General features: G+C 66.8%; 17 protein-coding genes. 8 read left to right on the top strand and 9 right to left on the bottom strand.

Features of this window, described 5'->3' with window-relative positions; translation table 11 throughout:
• Positions 1–271 precede the first annotated feature (271 nt).
• Both AC07X5_RS27210 and AC07X5_RS27215 read right to left on the bottom strand, forming a co-directional pair.
• Positions 272–1,198: a hypothetical protein gene (locus tag AC07X5_RS27210; RefSeq protein WP_494772676.1), complete on the bottom strand. Its 927-nt coding sequence runs from the start codon at positions 1,196–1,198 to the stop codon at positions 272–274.
• Positions 1,199–1,266: 68 nt separating this feature from the next.
• The gene (locus tag AC07X5_RS27215; protein ID WP_494772677.1) at positions 1,267–2,058 is read right to left on the bottom strand and encodes a sulfite exporter TauE/SafE family protein; all 792 of its coding nucleotides are present in this window, start codon (positions 2,056–2,058) and stop codon (positions 1,267–1,269) included.
• Positions 2,059–2,271: 213 nt separating this feature from the next.
• Between AC07X5_RS27215 and AC07X5_RS27220 the strand changes: the two genes are divergently transcribed.
• The 3 genes from AC07X5_RS27220 to AC07X5_RS27230 are packed head-to-tail and all read left to right on the top strand — an operon-like array spanning position 2,272 to position 4,719.
• Positions 2,272–3,168: a LysR family transcriptional regulator gene (locus AC07X5_RS27220; RefSeq protein WP_494772678.1), complete on the top strand. Its 897-nt coding sequence runs from the start codon at positions 2,272–2,274 to the stop codon at positions 3,166–3,168.
• Positions 3,165–3,554 carry an ester cyclase gene (locus AC07X5_RS27225; RefSeq protein WP_494772679.1) on the top strand — a complete coding sequence of 130 codons (390 nt, stop codon included), beginning with the start codon at positions 3,165–3,167 and terminating at the stop codon, positions 3,552–3,554. The genes AC07X5_RS27220 and AC07X5_RS27225 overlap by 4 nt, the downstream gene beginning before the upstream one ends.
• A 22-nt stretch (positions 3,555–3,576) precedes the next feature.
• Positions 3,577–4,719, top strand: a complete 1,143-nt coding sequence (locus tag AC07X5_RS27230) for a hypothetical protein (RefSeq protein WP_494772680.1) — start codon at positions 3,577–3,579, stop codon at positions 4,717–4,719.
• Positions 4,720–4,738: 19 nt separating this feature from the next.
• Here the strand turns inward: AC07X5_RS27230 and AC07X5_RS27235 are convergent, their stop codons facing one another.
• Both AC07X5_RS27235 and AC07X5_RS27240 read right to left on the bottom strand, forming a co-directional pair.
• Positions 4,739–7,312 (bottom strand): ankyrin repeat domain-containing protein, encoded by a 2,574-nt coding sequence (locus AC07X5_RS27235; protein WP_494772681.1) that lies wholly within the window; start codon positions 7,310–7,312, stop codon positions 4,739–4,741.
• Between the two features lie 106 nt (positions 7,313–7,418).
• Positions 7,419–8,051 (bottom strand): TetR/AcrR family transcriptional regulator, encoded by a 633-nt coding sequence (locus AC07X5_RS27240; protein WP_494772682.1) that lies wholly within the window; start codon positions 8,049–8,051, stop codon positions 7,419–7,421.
• A gap of 127 nt (positions 8,052–8,178) precedes the next feature.
• On the opposite strand from AC07X5_RS27240, the gene AC07X5_RS27245 reads away from it, so the two are divergent.
• Positions 8,179–8,835 (top strand): O-methyltransferase, encoded by a 657-nt coding sequence (locus tag AC07X5_RS27245; RefSeq protein ID WP_494772683.1) that lies wholly within the window; start codon positions 8,179–8,181, stop codon positions 8,833–8,835.
• A 77-nt stretch (positions 8,836–8,912) separates the two neighbouring features.
• Here the strand turns inward: AC07X5_RS27245 and acnB are convergent, their stop codons facing one another.
• From acnB to AC07X5_RS27270, 5 genes are all read right to left on the bottom strand, one after another.
• Entirely contained in the window at positions 8,913–11,498 is a 2,586-nt protein-coding gene (gene acnB, locus AC07X5_RS27250; protein WP_494772684.1) for a bifunctional aconitate hydratase 2/2-methylisocitrate dehydratase, read from the bottom strand.
• Between the two features lie 90 nt (positions 11,499–11,588).
• Positions 11,589–12,266, bottom strand: a complete 678-nt coding sequence (locus AC07X5_RS27255; RefSeq protein WP_494772685.1) for a hypothetical protein — start codon at positions 12,264–12,266, stop codon at positions 11,589–11,591.
• A 21-nt stretch (positions 12,267–12,287) separates the two neighbouring features.
• A complete protein-coding gene (locus AC07X5_RS27260; protein ID WP_494772686.1) occupies positions 12,288–13,295 on the bottom strand; it encodes an HpcH/HpaI aldolase/citrate lyase family protein in 1,008 nt (335 codons plus the stop codon).
• A complete protein-coding gene (tam, locus tag AC07X5_RS27265; protein WP_494772687.1) occupies positions 13,292–14,071 on the bottom strand; it encodes a trans-aconitate 2-methyltransferase in 780 nt (259 codons plus the stop codon). The genes AC07X5_RS27260 and tam overlap by 4 nt, the downstream gene beginning before the upstream one ends.
• 27 nt (positions 14,072–14,098) lie before the next feature.
• Complete coding sequence (locus tag AC07X5_RS27270) at positions 14,099–15,085, bottom strand: malate dehydrogenase (protein ID WP_494772688.1); 987 nt, start codon at positions 15,083–15,085, stop codon at positions 14,099–14,101.
• 258 nt (positions 15,086–15,343) lie between these two features.
• Here AC07X5_RS27270 and AC07X5_RS27275 point away from each other — a divergent pair, with 258 nt between their 5' ends.
• The 4 genes from AC07X5_RS27275 (at position 15,344) to sdhA (ending at position 18,986) form a co-directional block, all read left to right on the top strand.
• Positions 15,344–16,132: a GntR family transcriptional regulator gene (locus tag AC07X5_RS27275; RefSeq protein WP_494772689.1), complete on the top strand. Its 789-nt coding sequence runs from the start codon at positions 15,344–15,346 to the stop codon at positions 16,130–16,132.
• 133 nt (positions 16,133–16,265) lie between these two features.
• A complete protein-coding gene (gene sdhC, locus AC07X5_RS27280) occupies positions 16,266–16,700 on the top strand; it encodes a succinate dehydrogenase, cytochrome b556 subunit (protein WP_494772690.1) in 435 nt (144 codons plus the stop codon).
• 81 nt (positions 16,701–16,781) lie between these two features.
• Entirely contained in the window at positions 16,782–17,147 is a 366-nt protein-coding gene (sdhD, locus tag AC07X5_RS27285) for a succinate dehydrogenase, hydrophobic membrane anchor protein (RefSeq protein ID WP_409960241.1), read from the top strand.
• A gap of 33 nt (positions 17,148–17,180) precedes the next feature.
• On the top strand, positions 17,181–18,986 hold the full coding sequence (gene sdhA, locus AC07X5_RS27290; RefSeq protein ID WP_409960240.1) for a succinate dehydrogenase flavoprotein subunit: 1,806 nt from the start codon (positions 17,181–17,183) through the stop codon (positions 18,984–18,986).
• The last annotated feature ends 17 nt before the right edge of the window (positions 18,987–19,003 follow it).

Below are 19,003 nucleotides of genomic sequence, written 5' to 3' on the forward strand. Positions count from 1 at the left end.
AGGGGACGACCTGGCACTGCCGTGGCTCGACCAAATGATGTCCCCGGTCCGATCGATTTGTACGTAGTGCAATTTCTGCCGTTGCATATTTGGAATGTATCGTCTGCCCGCCAGATCGGCACATAGCTATTCACATATTGAGAGACAAAATTTCTTGCGTCCGCTGGGTTGATATTGTCCGAACAATTCCGGCAGAGATATTTCCCCCAGTAGGCAGCACTAGCGGCAATTGCGATCAACGCGACTGCCAAAATTAAATACTTCTTTGACTTTATCCATTTTTCCTCCCGATAGAACCGATTATTGATTTGGACTCGCTCTTGCCGCTCTGAATCTGAGCTGCTGTGAGTCCAATTTCTGCATTTTTGAGGTAGCCGCTGTCCAGCAGTCGTTTGCGACTCTCCTCATCCCTGCCCATCGCGTAATGCCACGCAACTTTGTACGCATATGACTTTGCCGGGTCATAAACATCGCTGAACGGCTCGTCGGCCCGCTCAGGTGAAGGTGGCCTACCGTAAAGAGAAGCCAGCGTGGCCAAGGCTGCTGTTTGCCCGTTCTTGGCAGCTAGCTCAAGAAAGCCAATCGCCTCCCTCTGCCATGCTTGAACAAGGGGGTTACGCAAAGTCTGGGTGCCTTCAGCTCCCCAGTGTCCATCTGGGCCGAGACTGACAAAGTCAAACATGGCGTTGACATCCCCAGCCTGCGCGCGTTCACGGACAATGTTCAGGCGGATTACATAGTCGGCAGAGGACAACCTCACGCATTTCTTCTCGTGAACCTCGATGACTTTGGCAATTGCTTCCATCTGTGGCGTGACGCCACCCGTACTTTTCAAATTCTGAAGAACCTTATCGAGTCCCTGGCCGGTTGAACAAAAGCTCAGTCCCGCCAAGACCTCGTCCTGCAAATCCTTGGATTGAGGCTGCTTCGCGTACTCTTCGAGTATTTGCCATACCGGCCGCGTAGGTTCAATCCCAGTCGGAAATCCTAAGCTGGTTTCCGATTGGACGGCGGCAGCCTCCGGCGGAGCTACAGCTACCTCAGAAGCTTGCGCGATTGTTGGCGCGACGCGCTGAGTATCTGAAGTTAGGTCTCGCGTTGGTGGGAGGGGTTCTTTTCCACCTGTCCAAAGCCAATATCCTCCCAAGGCCATAGCAATAGCGCCTGCCCCCCAAATAGCCATTTTTATTTGTGTCATGCCTGTACCTTACTGGAACAAGATACGGCCACGCAACAACGACGCCAGGAGAGGTTTGCCAGTCGCCGTCACCGCGACGTGAAGCCGTGCCAGGCCAGCGCATCCGCCACCATGTAGACCCCCAGCGCCAGCAGCCCCACCATCAGGCAGCGCCGGAACCACACGGCCGACATGCGCTGGCGGATGCGGGTACCCAGGGCCATGCCCAGCAGCGCAGGCAGCAGCATCCAGGCCGAAAGCACGAGGGCGGACGCAGGATAGCTGGCATTGAGCGCCAGGCCGCCCGCCAGCGCGATGGTGGAGACGGTGAAGCAGATGCCCATGGCCTGCACCAGCGCATCCTTGTGCAGGCCCAGGGTCTGCAGGTAGGGCACGGCGGGCACGACGAAGACGCCGGTGGCGGCGGTGAGCCCGCCGGTGACAAAGCCCACCAGGGGCGACAGCCAGCGCTCCACCTGGGGCGTGACCGCCGGCAGGCGTGCGCCCAGCAGGCCCCAGCCGCCGTAGGCGATGAGCGCCACGCCCAGCAGCGCACGAGACCAGGCACCCGCCGGCGCGCCGATGGCCCAGGCCCCGAGCCAGGTGCCCGCGCAGATGCCCAGTTGCATGCCCGAGAGGCGGCGCAGCAGCGGCATCAGCGTGCCCCAAGGCCGCAGCTGCCAGATGTTGGTGATGAGCGAGGGCACGATGAGCAGGGCCGCGGCCTCGGCGGGCGCCATCATCAGCGCCAGCAGGGCCATGGACACGGTGGGCAGGCCCAGGCCCACGATGCCCTTGATGCCGCCTGCCAGCAAGAAGACAGCGGCAGCGCCGAGCAGCCAGCCCCAGGCGGCGCCGCCGAACAGCAGGCCTGCCGTCATGCCTGTGGCCCCGCGTACCGCACAGCAGGTGCATGACAATGTGAAAAGCGTACTGGATGCATGGCGGGCGTCTCCGTCGGTGGCCCGCTCGGTGCGGCGGGTGGTGCACGCCATTCTTGGCAATGCAGGCCCTGCTGAAAATGCGGAATGCGCCCCACTCAGCCTCAGGCTGGGCCGAAGGCAGGCACCAGCGTTTGTGGTACGTTGCGCTCCATGCGCTTTGACCTGACCGATCTGCGGCTGTTCGTGAACGTGCACGAGGCCGGCACCATCACCGGTGGGGCCGAGCGCAGCCACATGGCGCTGGCCTCGGCCAGCGAGCGCATCCGCGGCATGGAGGACGCGCTGGGCGTGCCCCTGCTGCTGCGCGCGCAGCGCGGCGTGCAGCCCACGCCGGCCGGCCACACCCTGCTGCACCACGCGCGGCTGGTGCTGCAGCAGATGGAGCAGCTGCGTGGCGACCTGGGCGAGTACGGCGCAGGCCTGGCGGGCCATGTGCGCGTGCTTTGCAACAGCTCGGCGCTGAGCGAGTACCTGCCGCAGGCGATCGCGGGCTTTCTGGCGCGGCACCCGCGCATTTCGGTGGACGTGGAGGAACGCTCCAGCCAGGAGGTGGCCGACGCGGTGCGCGCCGGCCTGTGCGACATGGGACTGGTGTCCGACGCGGTGGACCTCGAAGGCCTGGCCACGCGGGTGCTGCGGCCCGACCCGCTGGTGCTGGTGGTGCCGCAGGGGCACGAGCTGGCGGCGCGCCGCAGCGTGGCGCTGGCCGAGGTGGCGCACCTGGACTTCATCGGCCTGGCCGAAGGCAGCGCGCTGCAGGCGCTGGTGGTGCGTCAGGCGCAGCGCCAAGGGCAGCGGCTGCGCTACCGGGTGCGGCTGCGCCAGTTTGAGGCGGTGTGCCAGCTGGTGGGCCTGGGGGTGGGCGTGGGCATCATCCCGCACGCGGCGGCAGTGCGCCATGCGCGCGCCCAGCGCGTGAAGGCCGTGCCCCTGTCCGATGCCTGGGCGGACCGCCGGCTGGTGCTGTGCCTGCGCAAGCTGGATGATCTGCCGCAACATGCGCAACAACTGGTACAACACCTGGAACAAGGCCCCGCTCCCACATGACCCAAGCCACCGACCTGGAAACCACCTACCGCGCCTACATCGCCTGCCTGAACGCGCAGGACTGGGAGCGCCTGGGCGGCTATGTGCATGCCGAGGCCACGCACAATGCGCGGCCCCTGGGGCTGGCCGGCTACCGGGCCATGCTGGAGCAGGACTACCGCGACATCCCCGACCTGCATTTCCACGTCGCCCTGCTGGTGGCCGATGCGACCCACGTAGCGGCGCGCCTGCAGTTCGACTGCACGCCCGCAGGTGAGTTTTCGGGCCTGCCGGTGAACGGGCAGCGCGTGCAGTTCACCGAAAACGTGTTCTACACCTTCCGGGATGGCAAGATCGCCGAAGTGTGGTCCGTGATCGACAAGACAGCGATCGAATCGCAACTGTGATGCAGAACAACAAGCAAGCACCATGAGCTATGACCTTCGTATCTGGGAGCAGCCGGCCGGTCGGGCCGCTCCTGCGTCGTTTGAAGACACCCTTCGCATCTGGTTCGAGATGGAGCTGGAGGCACGGCCCGGGCCGCACCCGAAGTTCACGGCACTGGCGGCGCAGATGGCGGCCTACAAGGGGTGTGGCGAGGCGCCCTGGGCCAGCGACCCGGTGGCCGATGCGAAGGGCTGCACCAAGGCCGTGTGGACCTTCCCGTTGCCCGAAGCCAACCGCATCCAGCTGCTGCGCGTGGTGGCCAAGCTGGCCAATGCGCTGGGCCTGACCGTACTGGACGACCAGCAGGGCCTGGCCCTGGTGCCGCCCGACCGCGTGCTGCCGCCCGAGCGGTCCGGCTTCTGGCTGGAGACGGCGCAGGCCGTGGAAGAACCCGCCCGCGAGGCGGCAGCCCCGCTGTCCCTGGCGCTGCAGGCCTCGCGCGACGAGATGCGCGCTGCGCTCAACGCCCTGCTGCTGCAGCACGGCTTCATTGCACCCCGGCTGGCGCTGGGCCTGCCGTACTACCGCGCGCAGGCAGAGGCCACGTATTTCCGGGCCACCCCGGCCGGGGGCCAGAGCGTCACGCTGCTGAGCACGACGGTCAACAACGCACCCTGCCTGGCCGTCGACATCAATGTCTTCAGCGAAGAGATCGCCAGCATCCAGCGCGCCATCTTTCCGGAGCAGGACGAGATGTTCTTCCGGCGCCAGATGAGCTTCTGGGTCGGCATCTTCCAGGGGGTCTATGCCTATGTGCCCGTGCGCACCCAGGCCGAACTGCAGCGCATGGTGAACGAGGTGCAGGACCCGATAGGCCCGATCCTGGAGATGACCCGCACGGCCCCGGACCTGCAGGCCGTGATGTCGGGAACGCCCGCTTTCCCATTGCCTGCGGCCAAGAATCCCCAGGCCCCCAAGAGCCTGGCGGAGCATGTGCACCAGAGCGCCGGCTACGCAGCGCTGATCAGCGCCTGGCTGTATGGCGGCAAGCAGTTCCAGGCGGTGGCGCAGTACAAGCGTGCGAGCGACGAACGCACAGCGGCAGCCGCCATGAAAGCCACCGCGGTCCAGCGGGTGGACCGGGTGCTGGACTACCTGCAAAAGAACGTGCAGCGCAAGGCGTAGGCCTTGCGCAGGCACGGCCTCAGCGCGTGGCCCGCTCCAGCAGCCACTGCTCGGCCTCGGCCTGCTTCTTGAAGCGTGCCCAGTCGAGGGCGGTCTTGCCGTGCGCGTCCTTGCGCGCCAGGTCCACGCCGCGCGCCGCGAACCACTTCAGCGCCTCGACCCTACCCCGGCTGGCAGCCAGCATGGTGGGCGTTTCACCGCGGCTGGCGGGTGCGGGCTCGTCGATCAACTGATCGCGCGCCGCCAGCCACTCCAGGCATTCGATGCAGCCGCTTTGCGCGGCCATGTGCATGGGACCCCAGTCCCAGCGGTTGCGCGCCGACAGGCCGGCCCCGGCCTGCACCAGGCGCTGGGCTGCGGCCAGGTGGCCACCGTAGAAGGCGCGCAGCAGGGCGGTGTCGCCGCGCTCGCTGTCCTTTTGGGTCTGGCGCAGGTCGGGCTGGGCACCAGCGGCCAGCAAAGCCTCGATGTGCTCCATCTGGCCGCGGTGGGCGGCCAGCATGAGCACGCTGGAGCCGTTGGGCGCCAGCAGGTTGGGGTTGGCCCCGGCGGCCAGCGCGGCGCGCAGGGCCGGGGCGTCGCCAGCGTTCTGTGCATCGAGCAGGCGGCCGTCCACGGCAGCGTATGAGACCGACGGCATGGCATTCGTGGGGGCTGCCGCAAGCCTGTCAGGCTTCGGCGCCCAGAGCACCCAGGCCAGCGCGGCAGCCAGCACCACCGCGCCCCAGCCCGGGCGCGAGTGCGCCGAGCGCGCAGGCCGCGCGGCGCCGGGGCTGAAGCGGCCCCGGCGGTGGCCCCAGGCCTGGGCGACCGACTGGCCCAGCGCCATCGCCCCGGCATCGCCGGCAATGCCGGGAGTCAGGCGCGCCAGCCCACCATCGGCGACGCGGGCGTACACCGCGTAGTAGCGTGTTTCGCTGCCGCCGCTGCCGGTGGAGTACAGCAGCTTGTGCACCAGCGCCTGGGTGGCCTGGCCCGGCAGGGCCCGCGTGCGCGACCATACCCAGGAACGGCAGCGCACGCGGATGCCTTCGTCGCGCACGGCCAGCTCCCAGCGGCGCGTGGCGGCATGCAGCGCAAAGGCCAGCAGCGCCCACCAGGCTATGCCGGCAAAGAACCAGGACCGCGGCAGCACCAGGCCCTGGGCGCCCCAGCGGTCGTTGATGGCGCCCTCCACCACCAGGCCGGCCAGCACGAGGGCGGCCGCCCAGCGCCAACCCGTCTGGCTGAAGCGGTAGTGCCAGCCATCGGCGGCTTCCTGGAGCGTGACCGAGGCGGGCAGGACCACCGGGGTGTCCGGGCCGTCTTCCGCATCCTGCGCGTTCTGGCCTGCAGCATGGGCGGCCGGTATGGGGGTTTCCCGCTTCCAATCGGCGCGCCGGTCGAAGCGGTCCGGCGCTTCACTGCCCGCAGCGCCAAAGCCCTGCGGCGCGGCCTGCACGGGCAGGTCGTAGGTCAGTTCCACCGAGCCGCCGGGGCCGTGCAGCAGCTCCAGCCGCCAGTCCACGCGCTCGCCCGAGCGCTGGGCGCCATGCGGCGGCGCATCGGCCGGCAGATCGAAGCGCGCGACCAGCCGCAGCCCGCCATCGGCGGTGCGCTGCATGCGCGCCGCTTCGGTGAAGGACTCCACGCAGCGCTCGGGCGAGCCGGAGCTCGATTCGTCCACCCGGTACTGGGCCAGGCGCAGCTGCGGGCGGTTCTCTTGCTGGTGGGCGGCGGCGCGCTCGGGCAGCAGCAGCGTGAGCTCCACCGGGTGGCCTGCGCGCGGCCGGGCCGGCAGCGCCGTGAGCGCCGCGCCCGCATAGCGCCAGGCCTGGCGCGTCTGGTGCAGGGACAGGCCGATCAGCCCCAGCCCCACCATGACGAAGATGGAGATGAAGGCCTTGGCGTACCAGGGGGCGCTGCCGCTGGTCCACAGCATGGCGGCCATGGGGAAGGCGATGCCGCACCAGAAGACGGTGAAGAACCAGGTGGCGCCCGCCGACTTGCTGGCCGCGCCCTTTTGCAGGGGCTCGGGCGCAGCGCCCAGTTCTGCCTCCTCCTTCCTGCCTCCGCCCAGCAGGATATGCACGAAGAACCAGCCCGCCACCAGGCCCACGCCCGTGAAGACCAGGGCAAAGGGCACGCGGAACACCTGCAGCGCCCAGCGGATGGAAGGGTCGATAAGGGCCTGCGCGGGCGCCTGTGGGTTGACCATGATGGTGATGGCTTGCCCCCGGGACTGGGCACTTTGCAGCAGACCGTGCCAGTGCTGGTGCCAGTCGCCGATGTTGTCGGCGCCGGCCTCGGGGTCGAGCCCCACCCGGGTGCCCTCGTACTGCCGGCCCGCGAATTCGTAGCGGTAGCGGGCATGCACCCGGTAGGTGGTGCCGTCGCTGGACGTGTGGTGCTTGAGCTCGGTTCCCAGCACCTGGGCCGCCACCGGCTGCCAGCTGCGCACCTCCAGCGCCGCCCGGAGCGTCTGCGCCAGGGGCTGGATCCCTGCGAAGTAGCCGCCCAGGCCAAAGGCCGCTGCGAAGAGCCCGCTGAACAGCAGCATCCCCAGGCGCTTGCCCAGGGTGTCTATCTTCTCGGGGTTGTTCTCTCTTGCCATGGATGTCCCTCCATTTCTTTTGTTGTTGTTATGGGCGAAGAATGCAGGCCGACCATGACAATTGCATGACAAACCAGTGGCGAATGTGTTGCAAATGCGTGGCAGCTCAATGGTGCGGCAGCGCCTGCAGGTAGGCGCAGAACATGTCGGCCATGGCGTCGGCATAGGCGGTCATCTCGGCCTCGGTGCGCGGGCTGGCGGAGAAGCGGCTGCCCAGCGCGGCCATGGTTTCGGTGACCATGTCGCCCGCCAGGGCGCGCTGCGCGGCGGGCACCTCGGGCAGCAGCTCCTGCATGAAGGCCTCGATGATGCCGTCGGCATTGGCACGCATGGCCTGCGCCTCGGGTGCGTCGCGGTACAGCGGGGCGGCGTCGTGCAGGGCGCTGCGCATGCCGGCCTCCTCGCACTCCGAGCGGATGAAGGCGTGCACCAGCGTGCGCACGCGCGCCAGCGGGGGCCGGCTGGCATCGCTGAGGATGCTGCGCAGCATGTCCTGCGTCTGCTGCCACTCATCGGCCTGCAGGCGGAACAGGATGGCCGCCTTGTTGGGGAAGTACTGGTAGACCGAACCCACGCTGACGCCGGCCTTCTCGGCCACGCGGGCCGTGGTGAAGCGCGCCGCCCCTTCCTTGGCCAGAACCTGAACAGCAGCCTGCAGGATGGCGGCCACCAGCCCGGCCGAGCGGGCCTGCTGGGGCTGCTTTCTCGAGGAGATCTGGGGATGGCGGGGTTCGGTCATGGGGGTCCAAAAGGGCAGCAGCGAATGCGACTGGTGAATGCGACGAATTCATCGCATACTCAAAACGCGACGAATTGATCGCATTCTAAGGGGGTGCCTACCAGGCGCTTCCATCCAGGACAATTCCATGAACACACTGCACACCCTTCCCCTGGCTCCCCTGCTGGAGCGTCTTTTCCAGCAGGCCGATGCGGCCACCAGCCCGGCCCTGGCCGGCATCTCGCGCGAAGAGCGCGAACGCCTGATGCACAGCAAGACCGAGTACCTCGATTTCTACAGCCGCATCAAAGACCTGTGGCTGCCGGTGTCGCGCAGCACCGGCACCCTGCTCTACCTGCTGGCACGCAGTACGGGCGCGCACCACGTCGTCGAGTTCGGCACCTCGTTCGGCATCTCCACCCTGCACCTGGCCGCGGCGCTGCGCGACAACGGCGGCGGGCACCTGATCACCAGCGAGTTCGAACCGGGCAAGGTGGCCCGGGCGCGCGAACACTTGGCCCAGGGCGGCCTGGACGACCTGGTCGAGGTGCGCGAGGGCGATGCCCTGCACACCCTGGCCAGCGGCCTGCCCGATGCCATCGACCTGCTGCTGCTCGACGGTGCCAAGGCGCTGTACGCCGACGTGCTGGCGCTGGTGGAGAAGCGCCTGCGCCCGGGCGCGCTGATCGTGGCCGACAACGCCGACTTCAGCCCCGACTACCTGGCGCGCGTGCGGGCGCCGGGCAGCGGCTACCTGAGCGTGCCTTTCGGCGGCGATGTGGAAGTGTCGATGCGGCTGGGCTGATCGGGCACGAAAAAAGCGGCTCCGGGGAGCCGCTTTTTCGTGAGGGGATCGATCAACGATCCCCTGGGGTGCCTCTATCAGGCAGTGACGCCGTCTGCCACGTCCTTGAACTCGGCGATCTTGTCGAAGTTCAGGTATTGGTAGATCTTGTCGCCGTTCTGGTTGATGACGCCGATGTCGGCCAGGTACTCTTCCTTGGTGGGGATGCGGCCCAGCTTGGAGCAGATGGCCGACAGTTCCGCCGAGCCCAGGTAGACGTTGGTGTTCTTGCCCAGGCGGTTGGGGAAGTTGCGGGTGCTGGTGGACATCACCGTGGCGCCTTCCTTCACCTGGGCCTGGTTGCCCATGCACAGCGAGCAGCCGGGCATTTCCATGCGCGCGCCGGCCGCGCCGAACACGCCGTAGTGGCCTTCTTCGGTGAGCTGGTGCGCGTCCATCTTCGTGGGCGGGGCCATCCACAGCTTGACGGGGATGTCCTTCTTGCCTTCGAGCAGCTTGGAGGCTGCGCGGAAGTGGCCGATGTTGGTCATGCACGAACCGATGAACACTTCGTCGATCGCGGCACCGGCCACGTCCGACAGCGTCTTGGCGTCATCGGGGTCGTTGGGGCAGCAGACGATGGGTTCGGTGATCTCGGCCAGGTCGATCTCGATGATGGCGGCGTAGTCGGCGTTCTCATCGGGGGCCAGAAGCTGGGGGTTGGCCAGCCAGGCTTCCATGGCCTTGATGCGGCGGCCGATGGTGCGTGCATCGGCGTAGCCCTGGGCGATCATGTTCTTGAGCAGCACGATGTTCGAGTTGATGTACTCGATCACGGGTTCCTTGTTCAGGCGCACCGTGCAGCCGGCGGCAGAGCGCTCGGCCGACGCGTCGGACAGCTCGAACGCTTGCTCGACCTTCATGTCCGGCAGGCCTTCGATTTCCAGGATGCGGCCGGAGAAGATGTTCTTCTTGCCCTGCTTGGCCACGGTGAGGTGGCCGGCCTTGATGGCGTACAGCGGGATCGCGTGCACCAGGTCGCGCAGCGTGACGCCGGGCTGCATCTTGCCCTTGAAGCGCACCAGCACCGATTCAGGCATATCGAGGGGCATCACACCCGTGGCGGCGGCAAACGCCACCAGGCCGGAGCCGGCGGGGAAGCTGATGCCGATGGGGAAGCGGGTGTGCGAGTCGCCGCCGGTACCGACGGTGTCGGGCAGCAGCATGCGGTTGAGCCAGCTGTGGATGATGCCGTCGCCGGGCTTGAGGGAGATGCCGCCGCGCGTGCTGATGAAGTCGGGCAGCTCGTGGTGCATCTTCACGTCCACGGGCTTGGGGTAGGCAGCCGTGTGGCAGAAGGACTGCATCACCAGGTCGGAGCTGAAGCCCAGGCAGGCCAGGTCCTTCAGTTCGTCGCGCGTCATGGGGCCGGTGGTGTCCTGCGAGCCGACCGAGGTCATGCGCGGTTCGCAGTACGTGCCGGGCACCACGCCCTGGCCTTCGGGCAGGCCGCAGGCGCGGCCGACCATCTTCTGCGCCAGCGTGAAGCCCTTGCCGGTGGCGGCAGGCACTTGCGGCAGGCGGAACAGCGTGGACGGCGCCAGGCCCAGGGCCTCGCGCGCCTTGGCCGTGAGGCCGCGGCCGATGATCAGCGGAATGCGGCCGCCGGCGCGCACTTCGTCGAACAGCACTTCGCTCTTGACTTCGAATTCGGCGATGACCTGGCCGTCCTTGAGGGCCTTGCCGGCGTAGGGCAGCAGCTCGATCTCGTCGCCCATGTTCATCTGGCTCACGTCGAGTTCGATGGGCAGCGCGCCCGCGTCTTCCATGGTGTTGTAGAAGATGGGAGCGATCTTGCTGCCCAGGCAGACGCCGCCGAAGCGCTTGTTGGGCACGAAGGGAATGTCTTCACCCGTGAACCACAGCACGCTGTTGGTGGCCGACTTGCGGCTGGAGCCGGTGCCGACCACGTCGCCGACGTAGGCCACCAGGTTGCCCTTGGCACGCAGGTCTTCGATGAACTTCACCGGGCCGCGCTTGCCGTCTTCTTCCGGCGTGATGCCGTCGCGCTTGTTCTTGAGCATGGCCAGGGCATGCAGCGGGATGTCGGGGCGGCTCCAGGCGTCGGGTGCGGGCGACAGATCGTCGGTGTTGGTTTCGCCGGTGACCTTGAGCACGGTGAGCTTGATGCTCTGGGGCACTTCGGGGCGGCTGGTGAACCACTCGGCATCGGCCCAGCTTTGCAGCACGGCCTTGGCGAAGGTGTTGCCCTTGTCGGCCTTTTCCTTGACGTCGTGGAACTGGTCGAACATCAGCAGCGTCTTCTTGAGCGCTTCGGCGGCGACGGAGGCCACGGCCGCGTCGTCCAGCAGGTCGATCAGGGGGGTGAGGTTGTAGCCGCCCAGCATGGTGCCCAGCAACTGCGTGGCCTTTTCGCGGCCGATCAGCGTGCACACTTCGGTACCGTGGGCCACGGCGGCCAGGTAGCTGGCCTTGACCTTGGCGGCGTCGTCCACACCGGCGGGCACGCGATTGGTGATCAGGTCCACCAGCGTCTCACCTTCACCGGCGGGCGGGTTCTTGAGCAGCTCGATCAGCTCGCCGGTCTGCTTGGCCGTCAGGGGCAGCGGTGGGATGCCCAGCGCGGCGCGCTCGGCCACATGGTCACGGTAGGCTTTCAACATCATTTCTCTCCGGTTGCGTTCTAAAGTGGGGTGGTTGCGCCGCGGCTGCAAGGGCCGGCGGCGCGGGGTACCGTGTCTCGTCGGCTCTCGTTATTTGGTGGCCGTGGCCGTGCCGGTGGCGCCAGCCGCAGGCAGCGGGTCGAACACGCTCTGGGGCGGTGCCTTCTTGGCGGCTTCGGCCACCAGGGTCTGCTCGGCGCTCATGCACTCATCGGCCAGGCGCTGGCCCAGCTTCTGGTTCATCAGCATGGACTTGTTGGCGATCTGCAGCCACACGGCGCCGGCCTTCTGGTCTTCCAGGCGCACGGCGCCGGTGCTGGTGACCACGGGGGTCATGTGGTACTTGAAGCCCTTGCCTTCGATGTGAAAGCGCCCGGGGATGGCGGCGTCGGCCGTCACGTTGACGAAGGCGCCCAGCTCGCAGGCGATGCGGCCGGTGTGCACCTTCTGGGCAACGGCCTGCTCTTCGGGGCTCAGCGCCGCGTCGGCGGCGATGAGGCCGGACGCCACCTGGTTTGCGGCGGTGTTCAGCTGCTGGCGGCTGCTGGTGGGCTCTGCCTTGGCGGTCTTCTTGGACGGAGCCTTGTCCTTGGCCTCGGCGGTCTTGGCCGCTGGCTTGGCGGCCGGCTTCGCAGCGGCCTCCTTCTTCGGTGCGGCTTCCTTCTTGGCGGCGGGGGCGCTCTTCTTGGCGGGCTCTGCAGCGGCCTGCGCCAGGGCAAGGCCAGGGGCCACCAGCATCAGGGCGGAGGTGAGAATCAGAGATTTCATGGGAAAGGTCCTGGAAAGGTTTCAGGCGTGGGGGGAAGCAAACCAGTGGGCCACGTCGGGCGGCAGGGCGCGCCCAGTCTGGTGGGCGCGTTCGAGCACCTGCCAGTAGTAGCGGTAGCTGGCGCGGTCGTGCAGGGTGCCATCGTGGCTGATGGGCGCCCAGTCGGCCTGCGCTGCAGCGGCAATGATGCGGGCGGACAGCTCGATCTCGTCCTGCTGCGGCGCAAAGGCCTGCAGGATGGGGCGGATCTGGCCGGGGTGGATGCTCCACATGCGGGTGTAGCCCAGCTCCTGCGAAGCGCGGGTGGCGGCGGCCTGCATGGCAGCGGTGTCGGAAAACTCGGTCACCACGCAGTGCGAGGGCACCTTGCCGTGGGCATGGCAGGCGGCTGCGATCTCGAGCTTGGCGCGCACCACCAGCGGGTGCTCGAACTGGCCGCGCGAGCCCATGGCCGACGAAGGGATGGCCCCGCCGTGCGCGGAGACAAAATCCATGAGCCCGAAGCTGATGCTCTGCACGCGCGGGTGCGCGGCGATCTCGAAGGCGCGGTGCACGGCGGCGGGCGATTCGATCAGCACGTGCAGCGGCAGGTGGCCGGCCGAGGCGGCGAGCAGCGCCTTTTCGGCCTGCAGCACGTCGTCCACCGACTCGACCTTGGGCACCATGATGTGGGTGAGCCGGTGGCCAGCCTCGCCCGCAATGGTGGCGATGTCGTTGGCAAAGGCGGCGTGGTCCACGGTGTGCACCCGGGCGGCCACGCGCGCGCCTTCGGCGGCGCCCAGTGCCAGCGATGCGACCAGGGCGGCATGCTCGCGCTCCTGGCCCACGGGGGCGCCGTCTTCACAGTCCAGGGTGACGTCGAACACGCAGTGGCCGAACTCGGCCGTCAACTCGGCCTGCAGCTGCAGGCTTTTCCTCATGCGCGCTTCCACGCCGCTGTAGTGGTCGCACACGGGCAGGCGCAGGGCGGCGGCCTGGGCGCCCAACAGAACGCTGGCAGGGTGTGCGGGTGCGACCACGGTGCTCATGATGGGCGGCACTGGGCGACGATGAACATGCGCGGAAAGGCCAGCAGGCGGTTGCCGTCGCTGCGCTCGGGGTAGGCGCCTGCGATGCGGCGTTCGTACTCGGCCAGGAAGCTGGCGCGCAGGTCGGCGCCCAGCGGGTCGAGGAAAGGGCGCAGGCCGGTGCTGCGCAGCCAGTCGACGATGGAGCCAGCCGTGGGCATGACGTGCTGGTAGACGGTGTGCCACACGTCCACGTGGGCGGCATCCTTGGCCAGCATGTCGTAGTAGCCGGCGATGGTGGCCAGCTCGGTGCGCACGGCATCGGCGTCGCCGATGGGCCCGCGCCAGGGCTCTTCGCCGGCCACGGCGCGCATCAGGCGGTGCGAGGGTTCCTGCCGGTTGTCGGGCATCTGGATGGCCAGCACGCCGCCGGGGGTGAGCAGGCTGAACAGCCGGGGAACCAGGGTTTCGTGCCCCGCCACCCATTGCAGGGCGGCGTTGGCGTAAATCAGGTCGGGCGCCACAGCGGGCACCCAGGTGGCGATGTCGCCCAATTCAAAGGCCGTGCCGGGCAGGCGCTCGCGCGCGCTGGCCAGCATGGCCTCCGAAGTGTCGATGCCGGTGACCTGCGCCCGTGGAAAGCGCTGCACCAGCAGCTCGGTGGAATTGCCCGGCCCGCAGCCCAGGTCCACCACATGGGCGGCCCGGGCCAGCGGAACACGCGCCAGCAGCTCGGCGGCCGGGCGCGTGCGCTCGTCCTCGAAGCGGCGGTAGAGCGCGGGGTTCCAGTCGGCCATGGAAGGACTTGTCTGTCTGCGGACCGATTACAGCAGGTGCTTGACGCCGTCTTGCTCGCCTTGCAGCTCGGCCAGGGTCTTGTCGATGCGCTCTTGCGAGAAGGCGTCGATTTCCAGGCCTTCGACGATCTTGTACTCGCCGTTTTCGCAGGTGACAGGGAAGCCGAACATGGTGTCCTTGGGGATGCCGTACTGGCCGTCCGACGGGATACCCATGGTGACCCACTTGCCGTTGGTGCCCAGGGCCCAGTCACGCATGTGGTCGATGGCGGCGTTGGCGGCCGAGGCAGCCGAGGACAGGCCGCGTGCTTCGATGATGGCGGCGCCGCGCTTGCCCACGGTGGGCAGGAAGGTGTTGGCGTTCCATTCCTGGTCGTTGATCATCTTGGCGACGCTTTCGCCGTTGATGGTGGCGAAACGGTAATCGGCATACATCGTGGGCGAGTGGTTGCCCCAGACGGTCAGCTTCTCGATGTCGGCCACGGCCTTGCCGGTCTTGGCAGCGATCTGGCTGGCAGCGCGGTTGTGGTCCAGGCGCAGCATGGCGGTGAAGTTCTTGCGTGGCAGGTCAGGCGCCGACTTCATGGCGATGTAGGCGTTGGTGTTGGCAGGGTTGCCGACGACCAGCACCTTCACGTTGCGTGAAGCCACGGCGTTCAGGGCCTTGCCCTGGGCCGTGAAGATGGCGCCGTTGACGGCCAGCAGCTCGGCACGTTCCATGCCGGGGCCGCGGGGGCGCGAACCGACCAGCAGGGCGTAGTCGGCGTCCTTGAAGGCGGTCATCGGGTCGCTGTGGGCTTCCATGCCGACCAGCAGGGGGAATGCGCAGTCGTCGAGCTCCATCATCACGCCCTTGAGCGCCTTCTGGGGGCCTTCGACAGGCACTTCGAGCAGTTGCAGAATGACCGGTTGGTCCTTGCCCAGCATTTCGCCGGAGGCGATGCGGAACAGCAGTGCGTAACCGATTTGACCAGCGGCGCCGGTGACGGCAACGCGAACGGGCTTCTTGCTCATGGTGAGAACTCCAGGGAAGGTAAGGGAATCAGGGGTGTGTGCAACGCAAGCACCAGCGCCTGTTACCAGCAGCCCGTGCCCCGCAAAACAGCCTTGGAGTGTACCGCCGATTCAATACCCCGGTCAATTTGTCTTATGTCTTATATAAGATATGATCGGGACCCTGAAAAAGAGACTGGGAAAGGTGTGTGCCTGCCCGTTCGCAGCACCCGCACCGAGCCCCCACCGCGCCCCGACAAAGCCCACCAACCGACCGCCATGTCCTCGATCCCGCTCAACGCCGACACCCCTGCGCAGCCTGCGGCCGGCGCGGGCTCTGCCACGCCGGCGTTCAGCCCGCTGTACCAACAGATCAAGGGCCTGATCCTGCAGAGCCTGCAGCAGGGCGAGTGGAAGCCGGGCGAGGCCATCCCCAGCGAGATGGAGCTGGCCGCGCGCTTTCGCGTGAGCCAGGGCACGGTGCGCAAGGCCATCGACGAGCTGGCCGCCGAGAATTTGGTGATGCGCCGCCAGGGCAAGGGCACCTTCGTGGCCACGCATGCCGAGCAGCATGTGCAGTACCGCTTTCTGAAGCTCATGCCCGACACCGGCGACGCCCGCGGCGAAGGCCGCGCCCAGCGCGAGGTGATCGACTGCAAGCGCGTGCGCGCCACCGCCGACGTGGCGCGCGCCCTGGCCCTGCGCAGCGCCGACCCGGTGATCCAGGCGCGGCGCGTGCTGTCCTTCGTGGGCGTGCCCACCATCCTCGAAGACATCTGGCTGCCGGGCCAGGCTTTCAAGGGGCTGACGGCAGAACAGCTGGCCAGCTACGAAGGCCCTACTTACGCCATGTTCGAAATCGACTTCGGCGTACGCATGGTGCGCGCCGAAGAGAAAATACGCGCCGTGCTGCCTGATGCCGAACAGGCCGCGGTGCTGAAGGTGGCACCGGGCACGCCGCTGCTCAGCGTGGAGCGCATCGCTTACACCTACAACGACGTTCCCATGGAGTTACGGCGCGGGCTGTACCTCACGGACACCCACCACTACCGTAATGAACTGAGCTGACACTACCCTGGCAACTGAGCGGAAATGTCGGCATTAGGGGCCACTTGAAACCGCGTGTGTTGCGTTGCAATAGAATTTTGCGTTCTTTGCATGTCCAAATTACAAAGCAGTTACATCCACGAAAGCACAAAACATGACCGAACTCGCCAAAAAACGGCCTGAATTCCGCAACATCAATGCCTTCAAGGACCTGACCACCTACCGCATGCCGCCAGCTGCGTGGGTCTCGATCCTGCACCGCGCCAGCGGGCTGATCATGTTCCTGCTGTTGCCTTTCATCATCTGGATGTTCGACACCTCGGTGTCGTCCGAAATCTCGTTCGCCCGCTTCACGGCGGCATTCAACATCGGCATCGGCTTCGTGCCCGGCTGGTTCGTCAAGCTCGCGGCCCTGGCCCTGATCTGGTCGTACCTGCACCACTTCACGGCCGGCCTGCGCCACCTGTGGATGGACGTGAGCCACAGCGCCGTGAACAAGCAGTTCGGCAAGACCTCGGCCCTGTCGGTGCTGGCCATCAGCATCCCGCTGACCCTGGTGCTGGGCGCCAAGCTGTTCGGCCTGTACTGATCGATCGATTACCACATCATAAAAAAAGCGGTGACCGCAGCCATCCCGCAGCCAACACCGCCGCACTAGAGGAAAGTACCCATGTCCGTCAATTACGGTTCCAAGCGCGTCGTCGTCGGCGCCCACTACGGCCTGCGCGACTGGCTCAGCCAGCGCGTCACCGCCATCCTGATGGCGCTGTTCACGCTGGCCCTGCTGGCCCAGGTGATCTTCAACAAGGGCCCCATGGGCTATGACAAGTGGGCCGGCATCTTCTCGGCCCAGTGGATGAAGGTGCTGACCTTCTCCGTGATCATTTCGCTGGCATGGCACGCCTGGGTGGGCGTGCGCGAAGTCCTGATGGACTACATCAAGCCCGTGGGCCTGCGCCTGGCGCTGCAGGTTTTCACCATCGTCTGGCTCGTCGGCTGCGCCGGCTGGGGCATCCAGGTTCTGTGGCGTCTCTGATACCGATCCCCCGCGACTGAAGGCAAACAACAAATGAGCTACTCCAAAGCTAACATCACCAAGCGCAAGTTCGACGTCGTCATCGTCGGTGCCGGCGGCTCCGGCATGCGCGCCTCGCTGGAACTGTCCCGCGCCGGCCTGAACGTGGCCTGCCTGTCCAAGGTCTTCCCCACCCGCTCGCACACGGTGGCGGCGCAGGGCGGCGTGTCCGCCTCGCTGGGCAACATGAGCGAGGACAACTGGCACTACCACTTCTACGACACCATCAAAGGCTCGGACTGGCTGGGCGACCAGGATGCCATCGAGTTCATGTGCCGCGAGGCACCCAACGTGGTGATCGAGCTCGAACACTTCGGCATGCCGTTCGACCGCAACCCCGACGGCACCATCTACCAGCGCCCCTTCGGCGGCCACACCGCCAACTACGGCGAGAAGCCCGTGCAGCGCGCCTGCGCCGCGGCCGACCGCACCGGCCACGCCATGCTGCACACGCTGTACCAGCAGAACGTGAAGTCCAAGACCAACTTCTTCGTGGAATGGATGGCGCTGGACCTGATCCGCAACGAGGCAGGCGACGTGGTCGGCGTGACCGCACTCGAGCTGGAAACCGGCGACCTGTACGAGCTGCAGGCCAAGGCCGTGCTGCTGGCCACCGGTGGCGCGGGCCGCATCTTCGCGGCATCGACCAACGCCTTCATCAACACCGGCGACGGCCTGGGCATGGCGGCACGTGCCGGCATCCCGCTGCAGGACATGGAGTTCTGGCAGTTCCACCCCACCGGCGTGGCCGGCGCGGGCGTGCTGCTGACCGAAGGCTGCCGCGGCGAAGGCGCCATCTTGCTCAACAGCAATGGCGAGCGCTTCATGGAGCGCTACGCGCCCACCCTGAAGGACCTGGCACCGCGCGACTTCGTGTCGCGCTCGATGGACCAGGAAATCAAGGAAGGCCGTGGCTGCGGTCCGAACAAGGACTACATCCTGATGAAGCTGGACCACCTGGGCGCGGACACCATCCGCAAGCGCCTGCCATCGGTGGAAGAGATCGGCCACAACTTCGCCAACGTGGACATCACCAAGGAACCGATCCCCGTGGTGCCCACCATCCACTACCAGATGGGTGGCATCCCCACCAACATCAACGGCCAGGTCGTGGTGCACGACGGCCAGCAGAACCACATCGTCAACGGCCTCTATGCCGTGGGCGAATGCTCGTGCGTGTCGGTACACGGCGCCAACCGCCTGGGCACCAACTCGCTGCTGGACCTCTTGGTCTTCGGCAAGTCGGCCGGAAAGCACATCGTGAACTTCGTCAAGGGTTCGGGCGAACACCAGCCCATGCCTGCCGACGGCGCGGACCGCACCCTGGCCCGCCTGAACCAGCTGCAGGACTCGACCGAAGGCATCTACGCCCAGGACGTGGCCAACGACATCCGCTCGAGCATGCAGCAGCACGCCGGCGTGTTCCGCACGCAGGCCAGCATGGACGAAGGCACGGTCAAGATCAACGCCATCCGTGAACGCGTGAGCGGCGTGACGCTGAAGGACAAGTCCAAGGTCTGGAACACGGCCCGCATGGAAGCTCTGGAAGTCGACAACCTGATCGAAGTGGCCCAGGCCACGATGACCTCGGCCGCGGCCCGCAAGGAATGCCGTGGCGCGCACACGGTGTACGACTACGAGCACCCTGCCGACCACGCCGAGTTCCCGTTGGGCCGCAACGACAAGGAGTGGATGAAGCACACCCTGTGGCACAGCGCGAACAACAGCCTGACCTACAAGCCTGTGAACCTCAAGCCCCTGACGGTGGACAGCGTGCCTCCCAAGGTCCGTACGTTCTGAAGATCCAGCAGCCTCAC

This window comes from Acidovorax sp. GW458-11-26-14-TSB4 (assembly GCF_059423865.1).

What these genes read in the sequence shown, in the direction of transcription:
- AC07X5_RS27255 (WP_494772685.1), bottom strand. Translation starts at nt 12,266, where the DNA reads ATGAAATCTCTGATTCTCACCTCCGCCCTGATGCTGGTGGCCCCTGGC.
- AC07X5_RS27245 (WP_494772683.1), top strand. Translation starts at nt 8,179, where the DNA reads ATGAACACACTGCACACCCTTCCCCTGGCTCCCCTGCTGGAGCGTCTT.
- AC07X5_RS27270 (WP_494772688.1), bottom strand. Translation starts at nt 15,085, where the DNA reads ATGAGCAAGAAGCCCGTTCGCGTTGCCGTCACCGGCGCCGCTGGTCAA.
- AC07X5_RS27275 (WP_494772689.1), top strand. Translation starts at nt 15,344, where the DNA reads ATGTCCTCGATCCCGCTCAACGCCGACACCCCTGCGCAGCCTGCGGCC.
- AC07X5_RS27235 (WP_494772681.1), bottom strand. Translation starts at nt 7,312, where the DNA reads ATGGCAAGAGAGAACAACCCCGAGAAGATAGACACCCTGGGCAAGCGC.
- AC07X5_RS27230 (WP_494772680.1), top strand. Translation starts at nt 3,577, where the DNA reads ATGAGCTATGACCTTCGTATCTGGGAGCAGCCGGCCGGTCGGGCCGCT.
- AC07X5_RS27220 (WP_494772678.1), top strand. Translation starts at nt 2,272, where the DNA reads ATGCGCTTTGACCTGACCGATCTGCGGCTGTTCGTGAACGTGCACGAG.
- acnB (WP_494772684.1), bottom strand. Translation starts at nt 11,498, where the DNA reads ATGTTGAAAGCCTACCGTGACCATGTGGCCGAGCGCGCCGCGCTGGGC.
- AC07X5_RS27225 (WP_494772679.1), top strand. Translation starts at nt 3,165, where the DNA reads ATGACCCAAGCCACCGACCTGGAAACCACCTACCGCGCCTACATCGCC.
- sdhD (WP_409960241.1), top strand. Translation starts at nt 16,782, where the DNA reads ATGTCCGTCAATTACGGTTCCAAGCGCGTCGTCGTCGGCGCCCACTAC.
- sdhA (WP_409960240.1), top strand. Translation starts at nt 17,181, where the DNA reads ATGAGCTACTCCAAAGCTAACATCACCAAGCGCAAGTTCGACGTCGTC.
- AC07X5_RS27260 (WP_494772686.1), bottom strand. Translation starts at nt 13,295, where the DNA reads ATGAGCACCGTGGTCGCACCCGCACACCCTGCCAGCGTTCTGTTGGGC.
- sdhC (WP_494772690.1), top strand. Translation starts at nt 16,266, where the DNA reads ATGACCGAACTCGCCAAAAAACGGCCTGAATTCCGCAACATCAATGCC.
- AC07X5_RS27210 (WP_494772676.1), bottom strand. Translation starts at nt 1,198, where the DNA reads ATGACACAAATAAAAATGGCTATTTGGGGGGCAGGCGCTATTGCTATG.
- AC07X5_RS27240 (WP_494772682.1), bottom strand. Translation starts at nt 8,051, where the DNA reads ATGACCGAACCCCGCCATCCCCAGATCTCCTCGAGAAAGCAGCCCCAG.
- tam (WP_494772687.1), bottom strand. Translation starts at nt 14,071, where the DNA reads ATGGCCGACTGGAACCCCGCGCTCTACCGCCGCTTCGAGGACGAGCGC.
- AC07X5_RS27215 (WP_494772677.1), bottom strand. Translation starts at nt 2,058, where the DNA reads ATGACGGCAGGCCTGCTGTTCGGCGGCGCCGCCTGGGGCTGGCTGCTC.